Source organism: Nonomuraea cavernae, assembly GCF_014646355.1.
Lineage (GTDB): Bacteria > Actinomycetota > Actinomycetes > Streptosporangiales > Streptosporangiaceae > Nonomuraea > Nonomuraea cavernae.
The window spans coordinates 24,038-47,178 of record NZ_BMNH01000029.1; the positions used below are offsets into that span (position 1 = coordinate 24,038).

Sequence of the window (23,141 nt, forward strand, 5' to 3'; positions counted from 1 at the left end):
GCGCGGTCACTCCTTCGGCTTGAGCAGGATCGCCTGGGTGGGGCAGTAGCGGACGGCGGCCTCGACCCGGTCGCGCAGCGTCTCGGGCGGACGCGGGTCGAGGACCCGCGCCTTGCCCTTCCTCGGCACCTCGAAGACCTCGGGCGCCTCCAGCTCGCACATGGCGTGCCCCTGGCACAGGTCGAGGTCGACGCTCACCCGCAAGGCCGCCTCCTGCGGTAGGTCACCCGGCACGGCCGGGCGAGCTGGACCACCATCTTGGAATGGTCGTCACGGTAGGACGCGGGGTCCTGGGCCAGGGCGAACTCCCAGTCACGCAGCAGCACCGAGAAGATCGCCTTGAGCTGGATCATCGCGAAGTTGGCGCCCACGCAGCGGTGCCGCCCGGCGCCGAACGGCACCCAGGTCCACCGGTGCAGCAGGTCCTCCTCGCGCGGCTTGGCGTAGCGCGACGGGTCGAAGGCGTCCGGGTCGGGGAAGTCCTCGGCGATCCGGTTGGACACGGCCAGGGAGCAGCCGACCATGGTCCCCTCGGGGATGCGGTGGCCGAGCACCCGCTGCTCCGACCGGGCCACCCGGAGCAGCAGGATGAGCGGCGGGTGCAGGCGCAGCGCCTCCTTGACGGCCGATTCGAGCAGCGGGATCTCGCGCAACGCCTGGAAGCTGACCTCCGAGCCGTCGGCGTACAGCTCGTCCAGCTCGGCGACCACCGCGCGCATGATCTCGGGGTGGCGCAGCAGCTCGATCAGCGTCCAGGCCGCGGTGCCGGAGGTCGTGTGGTGCCCGGCGAACATCATCGAGATGAACATCCCGGTGATCTGGTCGGCGGAGAACCTGCCGAGGGACATGAGCACGTCGAGCAGGTCGCGATCCTCGCGGGCGGGCGCGGTGCGGGTGGCCATGATCTCCTCGACGAGGCCGACGAGCTGGACGCGGGCCGCGTCGCGCCGCCGGAAGCTGTCGATGTCGGCGTACGGGTCGACGTAGGCGATCGCGTCGGTGCCGCGCTCCAGGTCGTGGTAGAGCTCGGCGAAGCGCCGGTCGAGCTGCTCGCGGAAGCGCCTGCCGATCAGGCAGGCGGAGGAGGTGTAGATGGTCAGCTCGGCGAACCAGTCGAGCAGGTCGATCTCCCCCTCGCTCTCCCAGCCGGCGACCATCCGGTCAACCTCGGCGGCGATCGTGGCGGCGTGCCCCTTGAGGTAGGAACCTTTGAGCGCCTGGTTGTGCAGCGCCTCCCTGCGCTGCTCGGGAGTGGCGTCGAAGACGACCCCCTCGCCGAAGATCGGGGTCATGAACGGGTACGCGCCGGCCTGGTCGAGCTCCTCGTCGGGGGCGCGGAAGAAGAACTCGTTGGCCTCGGCGCCCGACAGCAGCACGACCGGCCGCCCCGCCAGCCGGAACTCCCCGACCGCGCCGCACTCCTCGCGCACCCGCCGCATCAGGCCGATGGGGTCGGCCCGCAGCTCCTCCAGATGGTCGGGGCCGCCGGAGACGAGTCTGGGCTGCGTCATCGGCTCCTCGCCTCCGGCTGGACCTCGACCAGGGTCAGGTGGGTGCCGCGCGGCGTCTCGACGACGGCGGCGATCACCGCGGCGACGTTCTCCGGCTTGAGGAAGTACGGGTGGCGGGCGAGGCCCCACCTGACCCAGTCCTCCAGGACCTCTCCGGTCGTCTGGGGGTCCCAGTCCATCCCCATGCCGGTCATCGTGGGACCGGGCCGGACGATCGAGACCCGCACGCCGGTGCCCTCCAGCTCCATCTGCATCGTCCGGGCCATGCCCTCCAGGCCGTTCTTGGCCGCCACGTAGGCGCCCATGCGGGGGCGCGGTGCCCGTACGACGTCGGAGGAGACGAGGACGACGTCGCCCCGGCCGTTCCGCACCATGCCGGGCACCACCTGGGAGACCAGACGGTGCGCGCCCACCAGGTGCACCTGGAGCTGGGCGGCGAATCCGGCGGAGTCGAGCTCGTGGACGCGTTCGGCGCTCACGTCGCCCGCGCCGGAGACGACGATCTCGGGGGCGCCGAGCGCGGCGGCCGAGGCGGCCACGAACCGTTCGACGGAGCCGGAGTCGGCGACGTCCAGAACGTGCGCGAACACCTCGGCGCCGTCCTTGGCCAGGGTCTCGGCGAGCTCGCGGCACCGTTCGACCCGGCGGGCGCCCAGGGCGACGGGATGCCCTCGGGCGGCGAGCAGGGTGGCGGTGGCGGCGCCGATGCCGGAGGAGGCTCCGGTGACCAGCGCGGGACGGCGTGAGGGGTGTGGTTCGAAGCGCGGCATGGCAGCTCGATCCTCAGGCGGGGGTGACGGAGATGGGCAGTCGGGCGAAACCACGGACGTTGACGGAGTGCACGCGCACGGCCTGGCCGGCGTCGAGCTCGAAGGAGCGGACCTGCCTGACGAACTCGGTCAGCGCGATCCGGGCCTCCAGCCTGGCCAGGTTGGCGCCCAGGCAGAAGTGCCGGCCGCCGCCGAAGCTGATCAGCGCGGAGGTGTCCCGGTCGAGGTCGTAGCGGTCGGGTTCGGAGAACGCCCGCTCGTCACGGTTGGCCGCGCCGATGAGGAGCACCATCCGGCTTTCCGCGGGGACGGCGGTGCCGTACAGCTCGGTGTCGTGCGCGACGGTGCGGGCCAGGATCTGGCTGGACGGGTCGTAGCGGAGCGTCTCCTCCACCCAGTCGGTCACCCGGGCCGGGTCCTTCCAGGGTTTGGCCAGTTCGGCGGGGTTGCGCCGGCCCCAGTAGAGCGCGTTGGCCAGCAGCTTGGTGGTCGTCTCGTTGCCGGCCACCACCATGAGGAACAGGAAGGCGATGATCTCCTCGTCGGTCAGCCGGTCGCCGTCCTCCTCGGCGGCCAGCAACGCGGAGGTGAGATCGGCGCCCGGTCTCGCGCGGCGCTCGGCGACCAGCCCCTCGTAGTAGCCGACGAGGGTGAGCGCCGCCTCCATCCCGGCGGGCGGGACGTCGGTCAGGCCCTCCTCGCGGTGCACGACCAGGTCGGCCAGGCGGCGCAGCTCGTCACGGTCGGCCTCGGGGACGCCCATCAGCTCGGAGATGACGTCCATCGGCAGCTTCCCGGCGAAGTCGGCCACCACGTCGAACCCGCCCGCGGCGACGGCGGGGGTCAGGTGGCGGCGGGTCAGCCGCAGGATGTCGCCCTCCAGCTCGCGCACCCGGCGCGGGGTGAACCCTTTGGCGACCAGGGCGCGCATCCGGGTGTGCGAGGGCGGGTCCATGGCCAGGAAGGACATCGTCCGGTGCGCGGCGGGACCCCACGCGCTGGGGTCGAGCGAGACGCCGTTGACGTTGGAGAAGCGCTGGTGGTCGCGGAACGCGGCGGCCACGTCGGCGTGGCGGGAGACGGCCCAGAAGTCGAGGTCGTCGTTGCGGTAGAGGGGGGCCTCCCGCCGCAGCCGGGCGTAGACGGGATAGGGGTCGTCGTGCACGGCGTAGTCGTACGGGCTGTAGGAGACCGGGTCCACGCGGGCTACCTCACGATCAGCTCGGCGACTTCGGCCAGGCGGTCGGCCGTCTCGTGGTAGGAGATGTGGCCCATCCCGGCCTGCACCAGGGCGCCCGCGTAGGCCATTTCGAGCGCGTTGAGCACCTTGCGGTCGGCTTCGGGGCCGAGCGCGGCGCGCAGCCTGCGGCGGATGGTCAGGCCGATGCGCAACCGCAGCTCCTGCACGTCGGGGTCGTCGCCGAGCAGCGCGGCGGTGCAGGCGGCGGCGAGCCGCGGCTCGTCGGCGACCAGCAGCGCGATCTCGCGCAGCACCGAGACGGCCTGGACCGGGTCGCCGGCCGGCCTTAGCGGCGGCAGGGCGCTCAGGCGGCGCCAGAACACCTCGGCGACGAGGTGGTTCTTGGAGGAGAAGTAGGTGTAGGCGGTGGCCGGCGCGACACCCGCCCGGCGGGCCACGTTGCGGACGGTCAGCCCGTCGAAGCCCCGCTCGCGCAGCTCCTCGACGGCCGCGTCGGTCAGCCGGCGCACGGTGTCGGCCTGCCGGTGCGTCAGCCGCCGCCGGGTGGGCTCCGTCAGCGCATTGTTGGACACGTGTCCAGACGATAGTTCAGCCAGGGCCACCCGGCAAGGGCTCCCCGTCTGCCACCGGGCTCCAGGACCGCCCTTGTACGCGAAGGGCGGCTCCGGGACGACTGACTGGTCGGCGGTGCGGCTCGGTCTCGGCACGATGAAGTCGCTGCCGATCGTCGGCGCCGTGGCGGACGCCATCGACGCGGAGTCCGCGGTCGAGCAGGCGGAACGCTTCCGCACCTATCTGGCGGGCAAGTTCCCGAACCAGGATGTCCGCCTGCTGCTGTCGCCCACCGAGATGCTGACGCCCTCGTTCCTGGCCGACCTGCGGCGGCTGGCCGCCAGGCGGCCCGTCGCCCTGTTCTTCGACACCTTCGAACGCACCGCGCCGTGGTGCGAGACCTGGCTGCTCGACCTGTTCGGCGGCAGGTACGGCGCGCTCCCGGCGCGTCGCCAGCTGGCACGTCTACGCCTCGGGTCTCACCAGGCTCTCGCTGGGCGATCGGGCGGCTGCCGACGAGGCCTTCCGGCGGGCGTTCGACCTGGGAGCTCGCGAGGTGGCGGGCGGTGACACGGACGGGAACGCCCGGCTCAACCTGGGCGTCCACCTGGCCGCGTTCGGAGACCACAGCGAGGCCTCGAAGATCTTCGGGAGCGAGACCCGTCCCGGCTGCGTGATCGAGGGCGTCGTCCACGCGCTGCGGACCCTGCGCGACCCGCTGCCCGGCCAGGCGGAGGAGATCGACGCCCTGATCGGGACGCTGCGCGAGGTCACCTGACGGTTTGCCCACATTCACACGGGACACGTTCCAGGGAGAGCGAGCACCCGGACACCTGACGATGCCCGGCCCGGCCGCTCACCGAGGAGTTCCGATGACTGATGCGACAACGACCCGGGTCGGCTGGATCGGGACCGGCCGGATGGGAGCCGCCATGGCGGCGCGGCTCGCCGACGCCGGTGTGGACGTGACCGCCTGGAACCGCACCATCGCCAAGGCGGAGCCGCTCAAGGAGCACGGCGCGTCGCTCGCGGAGTCGCTCGGCGCGCTGCGTGACAGGGACGTGGTGTTCACCATGGTCTCCACGGCGTCCGTCCTGGAGAAGGTGTTGTTCGGCGACGACGGGCTGCTCACGGGTGACGAGCTGCCGGGGGTCGTGATCGACTCCTCGACCGTGTCCGTGGAGTCGTCGGCCGAGGTGCGCCGGGCCTGCGCGGAAAGGGGGGTCGCCTACCTGGCCGCGCCGGTCAGCGGCAACCCCAAGGTGGCGCGGGCCGGTGCGCTCAGCCTGGTGGTGTCCGGCGACCGGGAGACCTACGACCAGGTCGCCCCTCTCCTGGAGCGGCTCGGGAGGTCGGTCACCTATGTGGGAGAGGGCGAGACCGCCCGCCTGGTGAAGATCGCGCACAACCTGATGCTGGGCGTGGTCACCCAGACGCTGGCCGAGATCACCGTGCTCGCCGAGAAGGGCGGCGTCCAGCGGCACGCCTTCCTGGAGTTCCTCAACGACAGCGTCATGGGCTCGGCGTTCACCCGCTACAAGTCACCGGCGTTCGTGCACCTCGACTACACGCCGACGTTCACCCCGATCCTGCTGCGCAAGGACTTCGACCTCGGCCTGACCGCCGCCCGCGCCCTGGACGTGCCGATGCCCGTCACCGCGCTCACCGCGCAGCTCATCCAGGCCAGCGTCGGCACGGGCCGGGTGGACGAGGACTTCGCCGTCCTGCTCGACCTGCAGGCCGCCGCCTCGGGGCTGCGCCTCGAACCGGAGGACGTCGCGGTGGACGACGGTCTCGGACGACCTTCATGACCACCCCGCCGCCCGCCGACCCGTACGGAAAGGAAGACACGATCATGCTCACCGAGCTCTACATCGGCGGCCAGGCGGTCCCGGCCGGCGACGGCGGCCGGTTCGACGTGCTGGATCCCGCCACGGGACAGGTCATCGCCGCCGTGGCCGACGGCACCGCCGACGACGCGATCTCCGCCGTCGACGCCGCGCACGCGGCGGCCGCCTCCTGGGCGGCCACGGCCCCCCGGGAGCGGGCTGAGATCCTCCGCGCCGCCTTCGAGCTGATGACCGAACGGGCCGAGGACCTGGCCCGGCTCATCTCGCTGGAGAACGGCAAGGCGCTGCCCGACGCGCGCGGCGAGGTCACGTACGCGGCCGAGTTCTTCCGCTGGTACTCCGAGGAGGCGGTGCGCGGCGCGGGACAGCTCACCACGGCCCCGTCGGGCGCCAACCGGATCGTCGTGTTCCACCAGCCGGTCGGCGTCTGCGTGCTGGTGACGCCGTGGAACTTCCCGGCCGCGATGGCGACCCGCAAGATGGGGCCCGCGCTGGCGGCGGGCTGCACCATGATCCTCAAGCCCGCCAGTGACACGCCGCTCACCGCGCTGGCCATGGCCGAGATCCTGAGCGCGGCCGGGGTGCCGCCGGGCGTGGTCAACGTGCTGCCCGCCCGCCGCTCCGGCGCGGTGGTGTCGGCCATGCTGCACGATCCGCGGGTGCGCAAGCTGTCCTTCACCGGCTCCACCGAGGTGGGCCGGGTGCTGCTGCGCGAGGCGGCCGACCAGGTGGTCAACACCTCGATGGAGCTCGGCGGCAACGCCCCGTTCGTCGTGTTCGCCGACGCCGACCTGGACGCGGCGATCGAGGGCGCGATGATCGCCAAGATGCGCAACGCCGGTGAGGCGTGCACGGCGGCCAACCGGTTCTACGTCGAGGCGCCGGTCGCCGACGAGTTCGCCAGGCGGCTGGCCTCCCGCATGTCGGCGCTGGTGGTCGGCCCCGGCACCGAGGAGGGCACCCAGGTCGGGCCGCTGGTCAACCAGGACGCCGTGGACAAGGTCCACAGCCTGGTGCGCGGCAGCCTCGAGGGCGGCGCGAAGGCCCTGGCAGGCGGTGGCCGGCCCGACCGGCCCGGCTTCTACTACGACCCGACCGTGCTGGTGAACGTCCATCCCGACGCGCCGATCCTGCGCGAGGAGGTGTTCGGGCCGGTGGCGCCGATCGTCTCCTTCGACGATGAGGACGAGGCGGTCCGGATGGCCAACGACACCGAGTTCGGCCTGGTCTCCTACGTCTACACCGGCGACCTGGCGCGCGGCCTGCGGGTCACCGAGCGGCTGGAGGCCGGCATGGTCGGGCTCAACCGCGGCCTGGTCAGCGACCCGGCCGCCCCGTTCGGCGGCGTCAAGCAGAGCGGCATCGGCCGCGAGGGCGGCCACGAGGGGATGCTCGACTACATGGAGACCAAGTACGTCGCCGTCGACTGGTGACCTGTCAGGGTTCTCGTCTGACAACGCAGCGTGTCTGGGCCTCCTGGGGCGGAGTCAACGCGTCTACGCTGGCGGGACGCTCCGTGTCCCTGGAGTCGTCCTCCGTCCCGAGGAGAATCAGTTGAGCGCGCTCGATCGCCGGACCTTTCTCGGCCGTGGCCTCGCCACCGCGGGTGGCGCGCTGGCCAGCGGCATCGCCATCGACACCCTGGGCGCGCACGCCGCCTGGGCCGAGACCGGCCGGACCCCGCCGGATCCGCGCCGGGTGGGTTACGGCCCGCTGCGCCGCACGCCGTCGCGCAACACCGGCGAGGAGCTGCTGGCGCTCCCCGCCGGCTTCTCGTACGTGGTGCTGGGCAGGACCGGTACCCCGATGTCCGACGGGGTGGCCACGCCGATCGCGCACGACGGCATGGCCGCGTTCCCCGGCACCCGCCGCCACACGGTGCGGCTGATCCGCAACCACGAGGTGCGCACCCCTCCGGGCTCGCCGCTGGGCCGGGTGCACGTGCCCGGTTCGGCGAGGTACGACGAGCTGGGCGTGGGCGGCACCACCACGCTGGAGGTGGATCCGCGCAGCGGCGAGGTGGTAAGGCACTTCGTCAGCCTCAACGGCACGATCATCAACTGCGCGGGCGGCCGGATGCTGCACGAGCGCGGCTGGCTGACCTGCGAGGAGACGACGGCGGGGCCGGCTCAGGGCTGGCAGCGCAAGCACGGCTACGTCTTCGAGGTGCCGCTGAACGGGCCGGTGCCCGGCCGCCCGGCCGCCTCGATGCCGCTCACCGCGATGGGCCGCTTCTCGCACGAGGCCGTCGCGGTCGACCCGCGCACCGGCTACGTGTACGAGACGGAGGACGACTCGGGCAAGCCCGACGGGTTCTACCGGTTCCGGCCCAGGGATCCGCGCAACCTGGCGGCCGGCGGGGTGCTGGAGATGCTCAAGATCGAGGGCGTCGACGGCTACGACTGCCGTGAGGGCCAGCGGATGGGCGCCCGGCTGCCGGTCGAGTGGGTGACGATCGACGATCCGGACCCCGACCTGGAGGGCGGCGCGGCGACCTGCACCCAGCAGGGCCTGGCCAAGGGCGGCGCCAAGTTCAACCGCCTGGAGGGCTGCTGGTACGGCGACGGCAGCGTGTTCTTCAACTCGACCAGCGGCGGCGACGCCAAGAACGGTGACGCTCCCGGCGCTGACGGCTACCGGGAGGGCTACGGCCAGGTCTGGCGGTACGTGCCCGGCCGTGGCCGCGGGGGCACGCTGGTGCTGGTGTACGAGTCGCCGGGCCGCAAGGAGCTCGATTCGCCCGACAATCTCACGTTCACGCCGCGCGGCGGCATCGTGCTGTGCGAGGACGACGCCTCCTCGGTGGACGCCGACCCGCACCCGCTGGCGCCGGGCCTGGCCAACGTCAACCGGCTGATCGGCCTGGACCCGCGTGGCGGGCAGCCGTTCGAGCTGGCGGTGAACATCGCCGACGACAGTGAGTTCGCGGGCGCCTGTTTCAGCCCCGACGGCTCCACGCTGTTCGCCAACCAGCTGGGCAGCACCGCCGAGCTGGACCCGCCTGGGCGCACGTACGCCATTCGTGGTCCCTGGTCACGTGGGCCACTCTGATGAAGGACCGAGCGGTAAAGATTTACCTGACCCGGATTCACCGCCGCTGAAGGCGTTTCGGACTCTTACTCCAGACAAAGGGGATAATTACCCTAAAAACACACAAAGCTTCGCGGCATTCTGTGTCGTATGCGTAACCGGAAAGCCCGCCTGACCCTCTGCGCCGGCGCCATCGCCGTGGCCGCCGGGTTCGCGACGCCTGCCCACGCGCAGCCCGCCGGCCCGGCGACCGCGGTCGCCGCCGCCCAGGCGCCCGCACAGGCGCCCGCCGCGAGCGCGCCCGCCGTGTACGGCCGCGCCGCCTACCTGCTCGACGCCGCCACAGGCAGGGAACTGCTCGGCACGAACGCCGACGCCCGCATGCCGATCGCCAGCCTCACCAAGACGATGACCGCCCACGTCGTGCTCCAGTCCGCCAAGCCGACGGACCTGGTGGAGATCGCGCCCGAGGATGTCAGCTACGCCGTGAACGGCGGCGGCACCAGCGCCTACCTGCGCGCCGGCGACCGGCTCCCCGTCGGTGAGCTCCTGTACGGCCTCATGCTGCCCTCCGGCGCCGACGCCGCCCACGCGCTGGCCCGCGCCTACGGTCCGGGCGTCCCCGGGTTCGTGGCCAAGATGAACGACACCGCCCGCCGCCTCGGCATGACCGACACCGAGTACGTCAACGCCGACGGCCTGCCCATGCCCGCCGGCGACGGCCACTCCACCGCGAAGGACCAGGCCCTGCTGGCCGTGAAGGCGCTGGAGAACCCGCTGCTGAGGCAGGTCACCGCCACCCGCGTCCACACGGTGGAGCAGACCGCCGACCACCGCTCCTACACCTGGACCAACACCAACAAGCTGCTCGGCGAGCCCGGAGCCCTCGGCCTGAAGACCGGCTTCACCCGTGCCGCCGGCTACAGTCTGGCCTTCGCCGGCGAGCGCGACGGCCGCCTACTGATCGGCGTGCTGCTCGGCGAGTCGGTCTCCAGCCGCCGCTTCGACACGGCCAGGGCGCTGCTGGACTGGGGAGCGAGCCAGGCGTGAGCCCCTGCCGGGCCCGCCGCTCCACCTGCCGTGCGCCGCGGAGCACGCACCGGCCGAAGGGCCCGGTGCGCCGCTGACGCGGCCTGGCCGCCTAGCATGGCGCCAGGAACGGAGCGGCATGAAGGTGATCATTTTCGGTGCGACCGGCATGGTCGGCCAGGGCGTGCTGCGCGAGTGCCTGGCCGACGACCGGGTCGAGGCGGTGCTGACGGTCGGCCGCGCGCCCACCGGGCAGGCGCACCCCAAACTGCGCGAGATCACCCACGCTGACCTGCTCGACCTCGACCCGATCGAGGGCGACCTGGCCGGCCACGACGCCTGCTTCTTCTGCCTCGGCGTCTCCTCCACCGGCATGAACGAGCGTGACTACCGGCGGATCACCTACGACTTCACCCTGTCCGCCGGCACCACGCTGGCCCGGCTCAGCCCCGGCTCCACCTTCGTGTACGTATCCGGGGCGGGCACCGACGCGGACGGTCGCACGATGTGGGCCCGGGTCAAGGGCGCCACCGAGAACGCCCTGCTGACGCTGCCGCTGGAGGCGTACATGTTCCGCCCGGGCTACATCCAGCCGCTGCACGGCATCACGTCGAGGACGCGGTGGTACCGCCTGGCCTACGTGGTGACGGTGCCCTTCTACCCGGTGCTGCGGCGGCTCCTGCCTTCGGCCGTCACCACCACGGAGCAGATCGGCAGAGCCATGATCACCGTCGCCGAGCACGGCGCCCCCAAGCGCATCCTCGGTCCGGCCGACATCAACGCCCTGTGACCCGCACCACCACCCTCGACGCGACCGCCACCACCGAACAGACCGTCTGCCCGTACGCCGCGAACAGGTCGTCACGGGCGTCGAAGTAGCCGAGATCGGCCAGCACCTGCCCGGACAGGTCGCACGAGGAGCAAGTGGCGCCGTCCCAGTCGATCGCGGTACGGGCGACGGCGTCGAACAACGTCTCGCCGCCGTCGTTGGCGAACGCGCCACCGTCGCGCAGGGAGCCGAGGTCCCCGTAGATCTCGGAGACCGGCACCCAGCGTCCTTCCGTACGGAACTCCGGCCAGGCCAGCACGACCCGCGCCGGGATCAGCGGCCGCGACCGGGGAAAGCGCGGATACCAGAAGCGGCCGTCCACCAGCAGCCCTCTGACCCGCGTCGGGATGCCGGTCGCGCGGGCCACGGCCTCCAGGACCGCGAGCCGCTGGCTGCATGAGCCCCGCCCCAGGGCGAGCGTCGTCGAGACAGGTTGCCGTTCGTCGAGCCCGTAGACGGGACGGACCCGGGCGGCGACCAGGCGGTGGGCTGTGACGAGCGTGGCGCCCGCTTCGGCCGCCAGGGCGAGCACGCGAGGATGGCGCCAGTCCAGGATCCGCGTCGGGGACGAACTGCCGGCCGAGGACGGAAGCGGTCCGGTGGGTGCGGGACGGCGCCAGGGCGCGAGAAGGTGTGCGGGCACAGCATGATTGTGGAATAACCGGGCGCGCTACCGCGCTGAGCTGATTGTCAAAAGTTCAACAGTCAAGGGTGGTGACTATGATGCAGTTCGGGATCTTCAGCGTGGGCGACGTGACCATGGACCCCACCACCGGCAGGACACCGACCGAGCATGAGCGCATCAAGGCCATGGTGGCCATCGCGCTCAAGGCGGAGGAGGTCGGGCTCGACGTGTTCGCGACCGGCGAGCACCACAACCCGCCGTTCGTGCCCTCCTCCCCCACGACCATGCTGGGTTTCATCGCGGCCAGGACCGAGCGCATCACCCTCTCCACGGCCACGACGCTGATCACCACCAACGACCCGGTGAAGATCGCCGAAGACTTCGCCATGCTGCAGCACCTGGCCGACGGCCGGGTGGACCTCATGCTCGGGCGCGGCAACACCGGCCCCGTCTACCCCTGGTTCGGCCAGGACATCCGGCAGGGCATCCCGCTGGCCATCGAGAACTACGCGCTGCTGCACCAGCTGTGGCGCGAGGACGTCGTCGACTGGAAGGGCCGCTTCCGCACTCCGTTGCAGGGCTTCACCTCCACGCCGCGCCCGCTCGACGGGGTGCCGCCGTTCGTGTGGCACGGCTCCATCCGCAGCCCCGAGATCGCCGAGCAGGCCGCCTACTACGGTGACGGCTTCTTCGCCAACAACATCTTCTGGCCGAAGGAGCACTTCATCCGCCTGATCACCCTCTACCGCCGGCGCTACGCCCACTACGGCCACGGCACGCCCGAGCAGGCCATCGTCGGGCTCGGCGGCCAGGTGTTCATGCGCAAGAACTCCCAGGACGCGGTCCGCGAGTTCCGCCCCTACTTCGACAACGCCCCGGTCTACGGCCACGGCCCGTCGCTGGAGGAGTTCGCCGAGGAGACGCCGCTCACGGTCGGCAGCCCGCAGCAGGTCATCGACCGGACACTGACGTTCCGCGAGTCGTTCGGCGACTACCAGCGCCAGCTGTTCCTGATGGACCACGCCGGTCTGCCGCTGAAGACCGTGCTGGAGCAGCTCGACATCCTCGGTGAGGAGGTCGTGCCCGTGCTGCGCCGGGAGTTCGCCGCCGGCCGGCCCGCCGAGGTGCCCGGCGCCCCGACCCACGCCTCCCTGCTGACCGCCCGCCCCTCCGAGCCCGCCGCCGGCTGAGCCCGTACCGACCGGAAGGAGAGACCTTCATGAACCTCGTCGTCGTCACGGCGGGACTGACCCAGCCGTCCTCGACCCGCCTGCTCGCCGACCGGCTCGCGGAGGCGACCGCGCGGCGGATCGAGGAGGCGGGCGGCGCCGTCGAGGTACGCGTGATCGAGCTGCGCGACCTGGCCGGCGACATCGCCAACACCTTCGTCACCGGCTTCGCCGGCGCCCGGCTGCGCGACGTGATCGACGCGGCGACGTCGGCCGACGGCCTCATCGCGGTCACGCCGATCTTCACCGCCTCCTACAGCGGCCTGTTCAAGTCGTTCTTCGACGTCATCGGCAACGACGCGCTGGTGGGCAAGCCGGTGCTGATCGCCGCGACCGGAGGCACCGCCCGCCACTCGCTCGCGCTGGAGCACGCGATGCGCCCGCTCTTCGCCTACCTGCGCGCCATCGTGACGCCCACCGCCGTCTACGCGGCCTCCGAAGACTGGGGCGGAGACGGCGACGCCACCGGCGTCCTGTCGGACCGCGTCGCCCGCGCCGCCGGCGAGCTGGCCGGCCTGCTGACACGCCGGCACCCCGCGCAGAACGCGCCGGAGGCGTTCGAGGACGTCATACCGTTCGAGCAGCAACTCGCCGCCCTGCGCCCCTGACCGGCGCGCGACGTCTTCGCCGATCAGGACCGCCGCCCGGCCTGCCCGAAGCGAGCCGGTCAAATCCGCCCTTTCTCCAGGAGGTCGGCCAGGGCGTCGGCGACCGCGTCCTCCTGCTCGGCGATCCAGGCCCACTGGCCGTTGGGATTGCACTCCAGGAACACCCACGCGCCGGCGGCGGTGAGGGCGAAGTCGAACGCGCCGAACATCAACCCGAAGCCCGCCATGTAGCGATGGATGGCCGCTTCGACCTCGGCCGGGCAACCGATCCGGGTGTAGGCGAGGGCGTCGTAGTCGGCCCGCCAGTCGAGGAGCCCGCCGTCGATGCGCACCGCGAAGAGCCACCGGCCGACGACCGTGACCCGCACGTCGGCGACCTTGTCCACCTGAGCCTGGAACATGTGGGCCGTGCCCGCCACCGAGTCGTCGAGCGACGCGGAGACGACCGGGCCGACCCAGATCATCCCGGCGCGGCCGTCGGCGGCCGGCAGCACGGCATGCCGGAGCGGTTTGTAGACGACCGGCGCGTACCCGTCGGCGAAGGCCCGCGCCTCGTCCACCTCGTTGGTGACCAGGGTCTCGGGCACGGTGAAGCCGCACGCCGCCGCGGTGACGAGCTGGGCGGGCTTGTGCTCGGCGGCGTGATTGCGCCACGGATGGTTGACCCAGAGGCAGTCGGGCAGGGCGGCCAGCACGCCGCCGAACCCGATGCCGGCCTCGTTCACGGCGAACCTGGCGATCGGCTCCGGCCGGCCGGCGCGCTCCCGGTAGGGGGTGGGACGGCGCCACCACACCGCCCGCACCCCACACAGCTCCACCTCCCGGCTCGCGGTGCGAATCCGGCCGGACATCCCGTGGCTGCCGAACCTGGCCGACATCCTGGCCTCGGCACCGAGGAAGTCGGCCGGATCGAGACGCGCCACGGGCACCCCGCGCTCGAACAACCGCTGGGCGACCGGATCGGCCGTGGCGTCGTCGACACTGGTGACGACCAGGACGGGAGCGTCGGTCATCGGTCAGTCGCTGGCGTAGTCGAGGGTGCTGTCGTCGTCCCTGGCGCGCTTGTCGCCGCCGGGCGCGGCCGTCTTGGTGGGTCTGCTGGTCACCTTGCCGCTCCCGTGCCTGCCCGCCTCGATCGGCCGGCCGGCCGGGTCGAAGTAGCGGCCGGTCTGGGACACCGGGTCCAGCTCGACATGCGGCACGTCCACGGGGGCGGACGGGTCGAACGCCGTCACCCGGGTGACTCCCCATGGGACGGGGTGCGTCGCGACGCTCATGGCATCAGGCTCCTTGGCTCGGGGGTTGACCAGAACCCCTGGGTTCGTTGCCGAACGAACAACAAACGTTTGGCGTTTCATAGAGTGATCGTACGAACACGCCAAGTCAATAGGCCGCGGTGTCCCGATGTTTCCGGCACGACGGCCGAGGAGAGACAGGGAGTGTGATAGACCGGCTCGGCAAGCCGAACTTCCGCCAGATCGCCCACCACCTGCGTCGAGACATCCTTGACGGGCGACATCCGCCGGGGACCCTGCTGCCGCCCGAGCCCGAGCTGGCCCAACGCTTCGGGGTGTCGCGGAGTCTGGTCAACCGGGCCCTCCAGCTCCTGGCCGCCGAAGGCAAGGTGACCGCCAGGCAGGGCCGGGGCACGATGGTCACCTGGCTCCCCCCGTTGTTACACTCGCCGGCCCGCTACCCCCGTGAGATCCGCGAGGGCCAGGAGGCCCGCGGCGCCTTCGACGCCGAGATCCGGGCCCTCGGCCTCGAACCCCAGCACGAGATCACCACCGAACGCGCCGAGCCTCCCGAGCACATAGCCGAGGTTCTCCGACTGCCGCGCGGCCGGCCCAACTGCCTGGTGCGCCGCCGCAGACTGCTCGCCTCCCGCATCCCGGTCCGGCTCAACGCCTCCTGGATCCCCCTGGAGATCGCCGGCGGCAGCACCCTGGAGGACCCGTCAGCCGTCCTGGTCGGCGGCATCAAGTCGGCCCTCGCCGACCTCGGATTCAAGCAGGTGGCGGCCACCGAACGTCTCATGGTCCGGCCCCCCAGCGACGCCGAGGCCATCGCCCTGGAGATCAGCCCGGAGCGCAGCGTGCTCGACATCTTCCACGTCGGCAGGACCGCCTCCGGCCGCGCCGTCGAGGTCACGACGACGGTGACCCCCGCCGACAACCAGATCGTCGAGCACGAGTTCCGCCTGTCCTGACGGCCCGCGCGAGCCCGTCAGCGTCCGGGCCGGATGGCGACCACGTCGTAGGGGGTGTCCGGGGTGGGCGGGGTGGTGAAACGGGCGTTGGGCAGGTAGAGGCGGCTGCCGAAGGCGGCGACCGTGGTGGGCACGTCGAAGCGCGGGTCGGTCAGCCGGTCGACGACCATCCCAGAGGAGCCGTCCCGGCCGAGTTTGATCACCGCGACCGTGTTGAGCCGGTTCTGCACCGCGTACAGGGTCCGGCCGTCCAGCAGCAGCCCGTCGCCGTTGGTGAGCACCTCGCCGCCCAGGTCGATCTCCGTGGTGACCCCCGTGGCCGGGTCGACCTCGAACAGTTTGCCGGTGTTGGACTGCACGATGATGAGCGACCTGCGGTCGGGGCTCGCCACGATGCCGTTGGCGTTGGTGCCGGTGGCGTACTGGATGGCGCCGGTGAGCGGGATCCTGACCGCCTCGGCGGGCAGCGCCCCCTTGCGGCCGAGGGGCAGCTTGTACAGGACGGGGGCGGCGGAGTCGGTGAACCAGGCGGCGTCCCGGGTCAGGATCACGTCGTTGACGAACGTGGGCGCGGTCGCCAGCGCGTACGACCTGATCACCGCGCCGGTGCGGGTGTCGATCACGCGGGCGTTGCCGCCGGTGCCTCCGGCCACGAACAGCCGTCCCCGGCCGTCGGTCTTGAGCCCGAGCGAGGGGGTGCCCGGCCCCTGGCTGAAGACGGCTCCCTTACCGGTACGCAGGTCGGCCCGGTAGATGTCGCCGGTGCCGCGCGACCCGAAGTAGGCGACGGGACCGGGACCGATCGCTATCCCCTCCGGCTGGAACCCGCCCGGCAGCGCGAACGTGTCAGGGAGCGTGGCCGCCTGCGCGGGCATGCCGATGAGAGTGACGAGCAGCGCGCAGAGCGCGGTCTTGAGGATCGCTGATCTCATGCGGCCCACGATCCCCCCGGACGCCGCGGCGGCAAAGACCCAGAGACCCCCTTCACAGGGACCTTGGAGGAAGCTCGGACGAGGGCCGGCCGCCGCGACGAACCGTCTCTCACCAGGAGGGCGTGGTCGCCCGGCGGAGGGCTCGGCGGCAGGCCTCGACGGCGGGGTGGCGGCTGCGGCCACGGCGTACGGCGGTGAAGAGGCGGCGCGCGCTCCGGCCGCCCGGCAGCGGCCGCAGGGTGACGGTGGGCGGCCGGCCGTTCCACACGAGATCGGGCAGCAGGGCGGCGGCGTGCCCCTGCTCGACGAGCCGCACGTGCAGCAGCAGATCGGTGGATTCGAACCGGACGTCGGGCTCGAACCCCGCGTCGCGGCAGAGCGTCATCGCCCATCGGCCCGCGGCCGTGTCCGGGGGTTCCATGGCGAACGGATGGCCCGCCAGCGCGGAAAGACCGGCGACGTCCGGCCCGGCGGGCACGGCGAGCCGGAGCGGGTCGTCGCACAGGTCCTCGGCCTCCAGCCCGTCGGGCAGCGGGTTGGGGTCGCCCGGATACTCCTCGCCGATGACCAGGTCGAAGTCGCGGGCCAGCAGCGCGGGCAGCGCCCTCTCGGGCTCGGCCTGGGTGAGGTGCACGCGCAGCCGGGGGTGAGCGTCGCGGAGCAGGGTCAGGGCGGCCGGCACCAGGGCGAGGGAGGCGGTCTGGAAGGCCGCGACGCGGAGGGTGCCGGTGAGGTCGGTGAGCGAGGTGGCGATGTCGGATTCGGCCTGTTCGAGGCGTTCGAGCACCGCCTCGGTGTGGGCGACGAGGATCTCGGCCTGCTCGGTGAGCCGGACCCGCCGGCCCACCGGCTCCAGCAGCGGCACGCCGACCTCGGATTCGAGCAGCGAGAGCTGCTGGGAGACGGAGGACGGGCTGTAGGACAGGGCGGTCGCGACCGCCGCCAGGGTGCCCCGGTGCTTCAGCTCGCGCAGCAGTCGAAGCCGGTGCAGATCGAACATCGGTCGGCTTTCGTGACGATTATCGTTCGGAAACATTCGCTGGACCGATGATAGGCGGAGCCAGAAGCATGGCTCTTCGTGAGCCCTTCCACCGGTCACTGGTACGCGAGACCTTCCGCCCGCGCCTGGACCTGCGCGCCGGCCCCCGCCGAGGTGCGGGAGTTCCACGCCTCGCTCGACGGCTACGCTCCCACGCGGCTGACCGAGTCGCCGGCCCTTGCCTCGGAGCTGGGGGTGGGGCGGGTGTTCGTCAAGGACGAGTCGTCCCGGCTGGGCCTGCCCGCCTTCAAGGCGCTCGGCGCGTCGTGGGCGGTTCACCGGATCCTGTCGCGGCGGGCGCCGGGGTCCGCACCCGTGCTGCTGGTCACCGCGACCGATGGCAACCATGGCCGGGCCGTGGCCCGGATGGCACGGCTGTCGGGGCAGCGGGCCCACGTGTTCGTCGCCGAGGGCGTGCATCCGGCCGCCGTGGACGCGATCTCCGGCGAGGGGGCGCGGGTCACGGTGGTCGCCGGCAGCTACGACGAGGCCGTGAGCCGGGCCGCCTCGGCCGCGGCCGAGGCGGGGGCCGTGCTGGTCCAGGACACGTCCTGGCCCGGCTACGAGGAGGTGCCCGGCTGGATCGTGCAGGGCTACTCCACGCTGTTCGCCGAGGTCGACGCGCAGCTGAGCGCCGCGGGCGCCGAGCCTCCGGGGCTGGTCGCCGTACCGGTGGGGGTGGGGTCGCTCGCGCAGGCCGCCGTGACGCACCATCGCGCCCGCCCGGACACCTCCGACGGGACGGCACGGCGGGACCGCACGAACGGCGCGACGCGGCACGACCGCCCAGAGCGCCCGGCGGCGCTGCTGGCCGTGGAGCCCGACGTGGCGGCGTGCGTCCTGGCGAGTCTCACCGAGGGGCGGCCGGTCACCGTGGCGACCCGGCCCACCTCCATGGCCGGCCTGAACTGCGGCACGCCGTCCGGCCTGGCCTGGCCGTACCTGCTCGGCGGCCTGGACGCCGCGATCGCCGTCACCGACGCCGACAGCGCCCGCGCGGCCCGCGACCTCGCCGCGCTCGGCGTCTCCTCCGGGCCGTGCGGCGCCGCGTCCCTGGCGGGCGTGCGCGCCGCCCTGACCGGTGACGCGGCCGGTGAACGCCGGGCCGCGCTGGGGATCGGGCCGGCGTCGACCGTGGTCCTGCTGAGCACCGAGGGCGCCGACGCCAACCCCCACGGTGGGGAGCCGTGACCGTGCGCGCCGACGACCGCGTCACCGTGAACGGCGAGCGCCTGTGGCGGTCGCTGATGGAGCTCGCCGAGATCGGCGCGTACCACGACGAGCGCACCGGCCTGCGCGGCGTCAACCGGCTGGCGCTGACCGACGCCGACGCGGCCGGCCGGCGGCTGGTCATCGGCTGGATGGAACAGGCCGGCCTGGCGGTCCGCGTCGACCGAGCTGCGCGCGGACGCCGGGCTGTCCGCCGCCCGGATCGTCACCCACCTGCGCGCCATGGTCGACTCCGGCGCGTACGGGGAGCTGCGCGCCACCGTCGGGCACCTGGCCGTCCACCCGGATCTGACCAACATCGTCCCGGCCCGCGCGGAGCTGACCGTCGACCTGCGCAACCCCGACGACGGGCTGATGGCCCGCGCCGAGGAGGACCTCGCGGCCTTCCTGCGCACGCTGGAGGAGGGGCAGCCCGGTCTGAGCGTCGCCACTCGCCGGATGGCCCGGACCTCCCACGTCCCGTTCGACGACGACGTGCGCGCGGTCATCGCCCAGGCCGCCGACGACCACGGCCTGGCCCACCTCTCCCTGCTGTCCGGCGCGGGCCACGACGCCCAGGAGATCGCCGCCCTCTGCCCCACCGCCATGATCTTCGTACGGGGCGAGTACGACGGCATCAGCCACACCCCCCCCGCGAATACTCCACCCCCGAGGCCTGCGCGCACGGCATCGACGTCCTGGCCACCGCCCTGCTCCGGCTGGCGGGCCATGGCTGAGCCCCGCACAGGCGTCACCGGAGGCGGACCCCGATTCCGGACGCGACCACGGCCCGCCAGGAAGGACCCCGATGACCTCCGAGCGTCAGGACGAACCGGTGGAGCTGCTCGCCCGGCTGGTCGCCATCGACTCCGTCAACCCCGCCCTGGTGCCCGGCGGGGCGGGTGAGGCGGCGATCGCCGATTTCTGCGGTGAGTGGCTGGCCGCGCGCGGGTTCGAGGTGCACCGGCTGGAGAAGCGGCCGGGACGCCCCTCGCTGGTCGCGGTCGCGCGCGGCGCCGGCGGCGGCCGTTCGCTGATGCTGAACGGCCATCTGGACACCGTCGGCCTGGCCGGTTACGACGGCGACCCGCTCCAGCCGGTGCTCCGCGGCGGCAGGCTGCACGGCCGGGGCGCGTACGACATGAAGAGCGGCCTGGCGGCCATGATGATCGCCGCCGCCCGCGCCACGGAGGGCGGCACGCTGCGCGGCGACGTGCTCGTGGCCTGCGTCGCCGACGAGGAGTACGCCAGCGCGGGCACGGAGGAGGTGCTGGAGACGTTCACCGCCGACGCGGCCATCGTCAGCGAGCCGAGCGATCTGGAGGTGACGCTGGCGCACAAGGGGTTCGCCTGGTTCGAGGTGCGGATCGAGGGCAGGGCCGCGCACGGGTCACGGCCCGAGCTGGGCGTCGACGCCATCGCCAAGGCCGGTCACTTCCTGGTCGCCCTGGAGGAGCACGGCGAACGCCTGGCCCGGGGTGCGGCGCATCCGCTGCTCGGCACCGGCACCGTGCACGCCTCGGTCATCCGGGGCGGCGAGGAGGCCTCGACCTATCCGGCGTCGTGCCGGATCACCCTGGAGCGACGCACCGTGCCCGGCGAGAGCGCCGGCGGCGTCCACGCGGAGCTGACCGCGATCCTGGACCGGCTCGCCGCCACGGTCCCGGACTTCTCGTACAGCCTGCACCGCGGCCTGCACCGGGAACCGTTCGAGGCCGACCGGGAGGCGCCGATCGTGCGGACCGTGCTCCAGCACGCCGAGCGGGCGCTCGGCCGGCCGCCCGTGATCCGCGCCGAACCGTTCTGGACCGACTGCGCCCTGCTGGACCAGGCAGGCATCCCATGCCTGCTCATCGGGGTCGACGGCGGAGGAGCCCACGCCGCCACGGAGTGGGCCGACGTCGCCTCCCTGCACCGCCTGACCGGCCTCCTCACCGCCACCGTCGCCGACTTCTGCTCGTGAGGACCCGTACGGTCGGCGTATGAACATCGAAGATCGGAAGGCGCGCGTCGCGGAGAGGCGCCCCCGTCGCGTCGACCGGTGGCGTGGGGGCGGGCCGGGACGGACGTTCTGGACACGCGGGCGGGTCCTCGCGTCGGTCGCCGTGCTGGTGGCGGGGCTGCTGGCGTTTCCCGGCCTCGTGCCCAACACCGTGGGCAACCTCGGCAGCCTGCTGGAGACCTTCCTGCCCTGGGCCGGCCTGGCCGTCCCCGTGCTGATGGTCCTGGCACTGCTGCGCCGCTCGGCCACCGCGATGGTGTCCCTGGTGTTACCCGCGGCGGTCTGGGCGGCCGTCTTCGGTGATCGGACGCTTCCGGCTGACCGTGGGGCGGCTCACGACCTGACCGTGCTTCAGCACAACGTCAGCGACGAGAACCCCGACCCCGGCGCAACCGCGCGAGCCCTGGCCGGCGCCGGAGCCGACCTCATCGGCTTGCAGGAGCTGACGCCCGGCGCCCGGCCCGTCTACGAGGCCGTCCTCATGTCCGGCCATCCGCACCACGCGGTCGTGGGGACCGTCGGACTGTGGTCCAGACATCCCCTGACGGACGCCCGGCCGGTGGACATCAGGCCCGCCGGGGTCGGCGGAGACTGGAGCCGAGGGCTGCGGGCCACCGCGCGGACGCCGTCCGGCGACATCGCCGTGTACGTCGCTCACCTGCCCTCGGTCCGCATCCGGCCGCCGGACGGCTTCGGCACCGGCTGGAGGGACGAGAGCGCCGCCGCACTGGGCACGGCCATCGCCGCGGAACGGCTGGACCAGGTCGTGCTGCTGGGCGACCTCAACAGCACCCTCGAAGACCGGGGCCTGGCTCCGGTCACCTCCCGGATGACCCCGGCGGAGGAGGGGTTCGGCTTCAGCTGGCCCGCCGCTTTCCCCATCGCCCGGATCGACCATGTCATGACGCGCGCCGCGACGCCCGTCAGCACCTGGACCCTGCCCGCCACCGGCAGCGACCACCTGCCGGTGGCGGCCCGCGTCAAGCTCTGACGGTCACCGGCGGCCGGCACGCCGAGCGGACGCCGGGTCTGGGCGCCGAACGCGGCCATATCCAGAAAAGGTCAGGAATAGATGGTTTGGGAGAGGGAGGATCCCTGCTTCTGCAGGAATTCGCGCATGGCCATGCTCAGGCGCCGGCCACGTTGCTCCAGCTCGGACGCGGGCACGACGACGCCGGAAAGGCTCACGGCGTAGTAGTCACCGTTGAACACGAATGCCGCGCCGGTGCACCCGTAGCCCGGCTGCCACTCCTCCTGCTCGATGCTGAAGCCGCGCTCCGCGCATCGGGCGACATCCGCGGCGAGCCAGTCGATGTCGGTGATGGTGTCGCGAGTGAATCGGGTGAGGGGCGGCTTGACACCGGCTTCGGCGAGGCGGTCCGGCCAGAAGAGAGCGAGAATCGCCTTGCCCATCCCGCTGCAGTGCATGGGCATCCGGGTGCCCAGCAGCGAATAGCGAACGAATCCATCGGGTGAGTCGATTTTGTCGATGACCGTGATCATCCCGTCACGGAGCAACCCGATGTGCGCGGTCACCCTGAATTCCTCGGTGAGGCCGCGGACCAGCGGCCGGATCAGGGACACGATATCGATCCGCCCGAGCGCCAGAGTGCCGAGCTCCGCGAGCCGGAGGCCGAGCAGATAATGTCTGCCGTCCGGGGAACGCCGGACGAATCCATTGCGCTCCATCACGCGCATCGTCCGCAGGCAGGTCGTCGAATTGATGTCACATACGTCGCACACCTCGCTCAGAGTCGCCTGCTCGACAGTGGCGAGGTATCCCAGGATTTCGAGGGCCCGTTCCAAGCTGCGTAGCTCGTATGCCATGTACTTCAGCCCCTCATCCACCGGTTGCCGCATCGACGATTATGTCAAAGTTGACCTCAGAGCCGCTGTAATCCCGGACAAGATGCCCGGCGCGCAGGACGACGACCCGGTCCGCGATCTCGCAGGCGAGCCGCAGCTCCTGCTCCACCAGCAGCACCGTCGTCTCGGCCGCGGCCGACATCCGCGCGATGGTCGCGTAGAGCTGAGCCACGATCGACGGGGCGAGGCCCAGCGACGGTTCGTCGATCACCAGCAGCCGAGCGGGGCGAAGCATGGTGCGGCCCAGCGCGACCATCTGCTGCTCGCCGCCGGACAGGTTGGTGACCGGCTGGTCCCGCCGCTCGGCCAGGACCGGGAAGGCGTCGAAGACGTCATCGAGCCGGCGCAATGCCGCGGGTTCGACGCCGAGAGTGAGATTGTCGAGCACGCTCAGCGCGGTGATCAGGCCACGTCCCTCGTGCACGACGGCTATGCCTCCGTCACGCACCCGCCGGTGGCAGGGCGTCGCGTCGATGCGCCGGCCCTCCCAGTGGATCTCCCCACGGGACTTCACCAGGCCCAGCACCGAGCGGAGCAGCGTCGTCTTGCCGGCGCCGTTGGTGCCCGCGATCGCGAGCTTCTGGCCCGCCGGAACGGTGAGATCGATGTCGAACAGGACCTGCGTGGAGCCGTACCAGGCACTCACCGAT

At 72.2% G+C, this 23,141-nt stretch carries 26 protein-coding genes; 14 read left to right on the forward strand and 12 right to left on the reverse strand.

Translation table 11 applies throughout. The annotated features are described in order from the left end of the window. Positions 1-6: 6 nt before the first annotated feature. Genes IEY82_RS31840 through IEY82_RS31860 form a run of 5 tightly spaced genes read right to left on the reverse strand, consistent with a single transcriptional unit; the run spans position 7 to position 4,054 of the window. Positions 7-198: a ferredoxin gene (locus tag IEY82_RS31840; RefSeq protein ID WP_225264207.1), complete on the reverse strand. Its 192-nt coding sequence runs from the start codon at positions 196-198 to the stop codon at positions 7-9. Continuing rightward, a complete protein-coding gene (locus IEY82_RS31845) occupies positions 195-1,511 on the reverse strand; it encodes a cytochrome P450 (protein WP_189127974.1) in 1,317 nt (438 codons plus the stop codon). The genes IEY82_RS31840 and IEY82_RS31845 overlap by 4 nt, the downstream gene beginning before the upstream one ends. Further along, positions 1,508-2,281, reverse strand: a complete 774-nt coding sequence (locus IEY82_RS31850; protein WP_189127975.1) for an SDR family oxidoreductase — start codon at positions 2,279-2,281, stop codon at positions 1,508-1,510. The genes IEY82_RS31845 and IEY82_RS31850 overlap by 4 nt, the downstream gene beginning before the upstream one ends. 13 nt (positions 2,282-2,294) lie before the next feature. Continuing rightward, positions 2,295-3,482: a cytochrome P450 gene (locus tag IEY82_RS31855; protein ID WP_189127976.1), complete on the reverse strand. Its 1,188-nt coding sequence runs from the start codon at positions 3,480-3,482 to the stop codon at positions 2,295-2,297. A gap of 5 nt (positions 3,483-3,487) precedes the next feature. Continuing rightward, complete coding sequence (locus tag IEY82_RS31860; RefSeq protein ID WP_225264205.1) at positions 3,488-4,054, reverse strand: TetR/AcrR family transcriptional regulator; 567 nt, start codon at positions 4,052-4,054, stop codon at positions 3,488-3,490. Positions 4,055-4,127: 73 nt separating this feature from the next. Between IEY82_RS31860 and IEY82_RS31865 the strand changes: the two genes are divergently transcribed. From IEY82_RS31865 to IEY82_RS31895, 7 genes are all read left to right on the forward strand, one after another. Beyond that, positions 4,128-4,604 carry a hypothetical protein gene (locus IEY82_RS31865; protein WP_189128045.1) on the forward strand — a complete coding sequence of 159 codons (477 nt, stop codon included), beginning with the start codon at positions 4,128-4,130 and terminating at the stop codon, positions 4,602-4,604. Beyond that, entirely contained in the window at positions 4,591-4,812 is a 222-nt protein-coding gene (locus tag IEY82_RS31870; RefSeq protein ID WP_189127978.1) for a hypothetical protein, read from the forward strand. Before IEY82_RS31865 ends, IEY82_RS31870 begins: the two co-directional genes overlap by 14 nt. Positions 4,813-4,906: 94 nt before the next feature. Further along, entirely contained in the window at positions 4,907-5,845 is a 939-nt protein-coding gene (locus IEY82_RS31875) for an NAD(P)-dependent oxidoreductase (RefSeq protein ID WP_189127979.1), read from the forward strand. Then, complete coding sequence (locus IEY82_RS31880; RefSeq protein ID WP_372459758.1) at positions 5,842-7,317, forward strand: NAD-dependent succinate-semialdehyde dehydrogenase; 1,476 nt, start codon at positions 5,842-5,844, stop codon at positions 7,315-7,317. The genes IEY82_RS31875 and IEY82_RS31880 overlap by 4 nt, the downstream gene beginning before the upstream one ends. Positions 7,318-7,438: 121 nt before the next feature. Further along, positions 7,439-8,935 carry a PhoX family protein gene (locus tag IEY82_RS31885; protein ID WP_189127980.1) on the forward strand — a complete coding sequence of 499 codons (1,497 nt, stop codon included), beginning with the start codon at positions 7,439-7,441 and terminating at the stop codon, positions 8,933-8,935. A gap of 129 nt (positions 8,936-9,064) precedes the next feature. Next, positions 9,065-9,964: a D-alanyl-D-alanine carboxypeptidase family protein gene (locus tag IEY82_RS31890; RefSeq protein WP_189127981.1), complete on the forward strand. Its 900-nt coding sequence runs from the start codon at positions 9,065-9,067 to the stop codon at positions 9,962-9,964. 118 nt (positions 9,965-10,082) lie between these two features. Beyond that, a complete protein-coding gene (locus IEY82_RS31895; RefSeq protein ID WP_189127982.1) occupies positions 10,083-10,733 on the forward strand; it encodes an NAD(P)H-binding protein in 651 nt (216 codons plus the stop codon). Here the strand turns inward: IEY82_RS31895 and IEY82_RS31900 are convergent. Next, entirely contained in the window at positions 10,720-11,415 is a 696-nt protein-coding gene (locus IEY82_RS31900) for a transglutaminase domain-containing protein (protein WP_189127983.1), read from the reverse strand. The genes IEY82_RS31895 and IEY82_RS31900 overlap by 14 nt on opposite strands. A gap of 80 nt (positions 11,416-11,495) precedes the next feature. On the opposite strand from IEY82_RS31900, the gene IEY82_RS31905 reads away from it, so the two are divergent. Together IEY82_RS31905 and IEY82_RS31910 are read left to right on the forward strand one after the other, a co-directional pair. Continuing rightward, entirely contained in the window at positions 11,496-12,587 is a 1,092-nt protein-coding gene (locus IEY82_RS31905; RefSeq protein ID WP_189128037.1) for an LLM class flavin-dependent oxidoreductase, read from the forward strand. A 29-nt stretch (positions 12,588-12,616) separates the two neighbouring features. Next, positions 12,617-13,234, forward strand: coding sequence for an FMN reductase (locus tag IEY82_RS31910; protein WP_189127984.1), 618 nt, complete (start codon positions 12,617-12,619; stop codon positions 13,232-13,234). 59 nt (positions 13,235-13,293) lie between these two features. Here the strand turns inward: IEY82_RS31910 and tgmB are convergent, their stop codons facing one another. Both tgmB and tgmA read right to left on the reverse strand, forming a co-directional pair. Beyond that, positions 13,294-14,247, reverse strand: a complete 954-nt coding sequence (tgmB, locus tag IEY82_RS31915) for an ATP-grasp ribosomal peptide maturase (protein WP_189127985.1) — start codon at positions 14,245-14,247, stop codon at positions 13,294-13,296. A gap of 3 nt (positions 14,248-14,250) precedes the next feature. Next, a complete protein-coding gene (tgmA, locus tag IEY82_RS31920) occupies positions 14,251-14,511 on the reverse strand; it encodes a putative ATP-grasp-modified RiPP (protein ID WP_189127986.1) in 261 nt (86 codons plus the stop codon). Positions 14,512-14,675: 164 nt separating this feature from the next. Here tgmA and IEY82_RS31925 point away from each other — a divergent pair, with 164 nt between their 5' ends. Continuing rightward, positions 14,676-15,443 carry a GntR family transcriptional regulator gene (locus IEY82_RS31925; protein WP_189127987.1) on the forward strand — a complete coding sequence of 256 codons (768 nt, stop codon included), beginning with the start codon at positions 14,676-14,678 and terminating at the stop codon, positions 15,441-15,443. 17 nt (positions 15,444-15,460) lie between these two features. Here the strand turns inward: IEY82_RS31925 and IEY82_RS31930 are convergent, their stop codons facing one another. After that, positions 15,461-16,375 carry an NHL repeat-containing protein gene (locus IEY82_RS31930; protein WP_189127988.1) on the reverse strand — a complete coding sequence of 305 codons (915 nt, stop codon included), beginning with the start codon at positions 16,373-16,375 and terminating at the stop codon, positions 15,461-15,463. Positions 16,376-16,484: 109 nt separating this feature from the next. Continuing rightward, the gene (locus IEY82_RS31935; protein WP_189127989.1) at positions 16,485-17,375 is read right to left on the reverse strand and encodes a LysR family transcriptional regulator; all 891 of its coding nucleotides are present in this window, start codon (positions 17,373-17,375) and stop codon (positions 16,485-16,487) included. A gap of 78 nt (positions 17,376-17,453) precedes the next feature. On the opposite strand from IEY82_RS31935, the gene IEY82_RS31940 reads away from it, so the two are divergent. The 4 genes from IEY82_RS31940 (at position 17,454) to IEY82_RS31955 (ending at position 21,616) form a co-directional block, all read left to right on the forward strand. Next, on the forward strand, positions 17,454-18,605 hold the full coding sequence (locus IEY82_RS31940; protein ID WP_225264203.1) for a pyridoxal-phosphate dependent enzyme: 1,152 nt from the start codon (positions 17,454-17,456) through the stop codon (positions 18,603-18,605). Positions 18,606-18,866: 261 nt separating this feature from the next. Next, positions 18,867-19,529 (forward strand): zinc-binding metallopeptidase family protein, encoded by a 663-nt coding sequence (locus IEY82_RS31945; protein WP_225264201.1) that lies wholly within the window; start codon positions 18,867-18,869, stop codon positions 19,527-19,529. Further along, positions 19,432-20,586: a M20/M25/M40 family metallo-hydrolase gene (locus IEY82_RS31950; RefSeq protein ID WP_189127990.1), complete on the forward strand. Its 1,155-nt coding sequence runs from the start codon at positions 19,432-19,434 to the stop codon at positions 20,584-20,586. The genes IEY82_RS31945 and IEY82_RS31950 overlap by 98 nt, the downstream gene beginning before the upstream one ends. Positions 20,587-20,605: 19 nt before the next feature. Next, positions 20,606-21,616 carry an endonuclease/exonuclease/phosphatase family protein gene (locus tag IEY82_RS31955; RefSeq protein WP_189127991.1) on the forward strand — a complete coding sequence of 337 codons (1,011 nt, stop codon included), beginning with the start codon at positions 20,606-20,608 and terminating at the stop codon, positions 21,614-21,616. 71 nt (positions 21,617-21,687) lie between these two features. Here the strand turns inward: IEY82_RS31955 and IEY82_RS31960 are convergent, their stop codons facing one another. Continuing rightward, on the reverse strand, positions 21,688-22,485 hold the full coding sequence (locus IEY82_RS31960) for an IclR family transcriptional regulator (RefSeq protein WP_189127992.1): 798 nt from the start codon (positions 22,483-22,485) through the stop codon (positions 21,688-21,690). Beyond that, complete coding sequence (locus tag IEY82_RS31965) at positions 22,466-23,137, reverse strand: ABC transporter ATP-binding protein (protein WP_189127993.1); 672 nt, start codon at positions 23,135-23,137, stop codon at positions 22,466-22,468. The genes IEY82_RS31960 and IEY82_RS31965 overlap by 20 nt, the downstream gene beginning before the upstream one ends. Positions 23,138-23,141 lie beyond the last annotated feature (4 nt).

Coding starts and splice junctions, on each gene's coding strand:
- IEY82_RS31930 (WP_189127988.1), bottom strand. CDS start 16,375: ATGAGATCAGCGATCCTCAAGACCGCGCTCTGCGCGCTGCTCGTCACT.
- IEY82_RS31845 (WP_189127974.1), bottom strand. CDS start 1,511: ATGACGCAGCCCAGACTCGTCTCCGGCGGCCCCGACCATCTGGAGGAG.
- IEY82_RS31945 (WP_225264201.1), top strand. CDS start 18,867: ATGGTCGACTCCGGCGCGTACGGGGAGCTGCGCGCCACCGTCGGGCAC.
- IEY82_RS31955 (WP_189127991.1), top strand. CDS start 20,606: ATGAACATCGAAGATCGGAAGGCGCGCGTCGCGGAGAGGCGCCCCCGT.
- IEY82_RS31875 (WP_189127979.1), top strand. CDS start 4,907: ATGACTGATGCGACAACGACCCGGGTCGGCTGGATCGGGACCGGCCGG.
- IEY82_RS31895 (WP_189127982.1), top strand. CDS start 10,083: ATGAAGGTGATCATTTTCGGTGCGACCGGCATGGTCGGCCAGGGCGTG.
- tgmA (WP_189127986.1), bottom strand. CDS start 14,511: ATGAGCGTCGCGACGCACCCCGTCCCATGGGGAGTCACCCGGGTGACG.
- tgmB (WP_189127985.1), bottom strand. CDS start 14,247: ATGACCGACGCTCCCGTCCTGGTCGTCACCAGTGTCGACGACGCCACG.
- IEY82_RS31890 (WP_189127981.1), top strand. CDS start 9,065: ATGCGTAACCGGAAAGCCCGCCTGACCCTCTGCGCCGGCGCCATCGCC.
- IEY82_RS31960 (WP_189127992.1), bottom strand. CDS start 22,485: ATGCGGCAACCGGTGGATGAGGGGCTGAAGTACATGGCATACGAGCTA.
- IEY82_RS31905 (WP_189128037.1), top strand. CDS start 11,496: ATGCAGTTCGGGATCTTCAGCGTGGGCGACGTGACCATGGACCCCACC.
- IEY82_RS31910 (WP_189127984.1), top strand. CDS start 12,617: ATGAACCTCGTCGTCGTCACGGCGGGACTGACCCAGCCGTCCTCGACC.
- IEY82_RS31880 (WP_372459758.1), top strand. CDS start 5,842: ATGACCACCCCGCCGCCCGCCGACCCGTACGGAAAGGAAGACACGATC.
- IEY82_RS31850 (WP_189127975.1), bottom strand. CDS start 2,281: ATGCCGCGCTTCGAACCACACCCCTCACGCCGTCCCGCGCTGGTCACC.
- IEY82_RS31950 (WP_189127990.1), top strand. CDS start 19,432: ATGACCTCCGAGCGTCAGGACGAACCGGTGGAGCTGCTCGCCCGGCTG.
- IEY82_RS31935 (WP_189127989.1), bottom strand. CDS start 17,375: ATGTTCGATCTGCACCGGCTTCGACTGCTGCGCGAGCTGAAGCACCGG.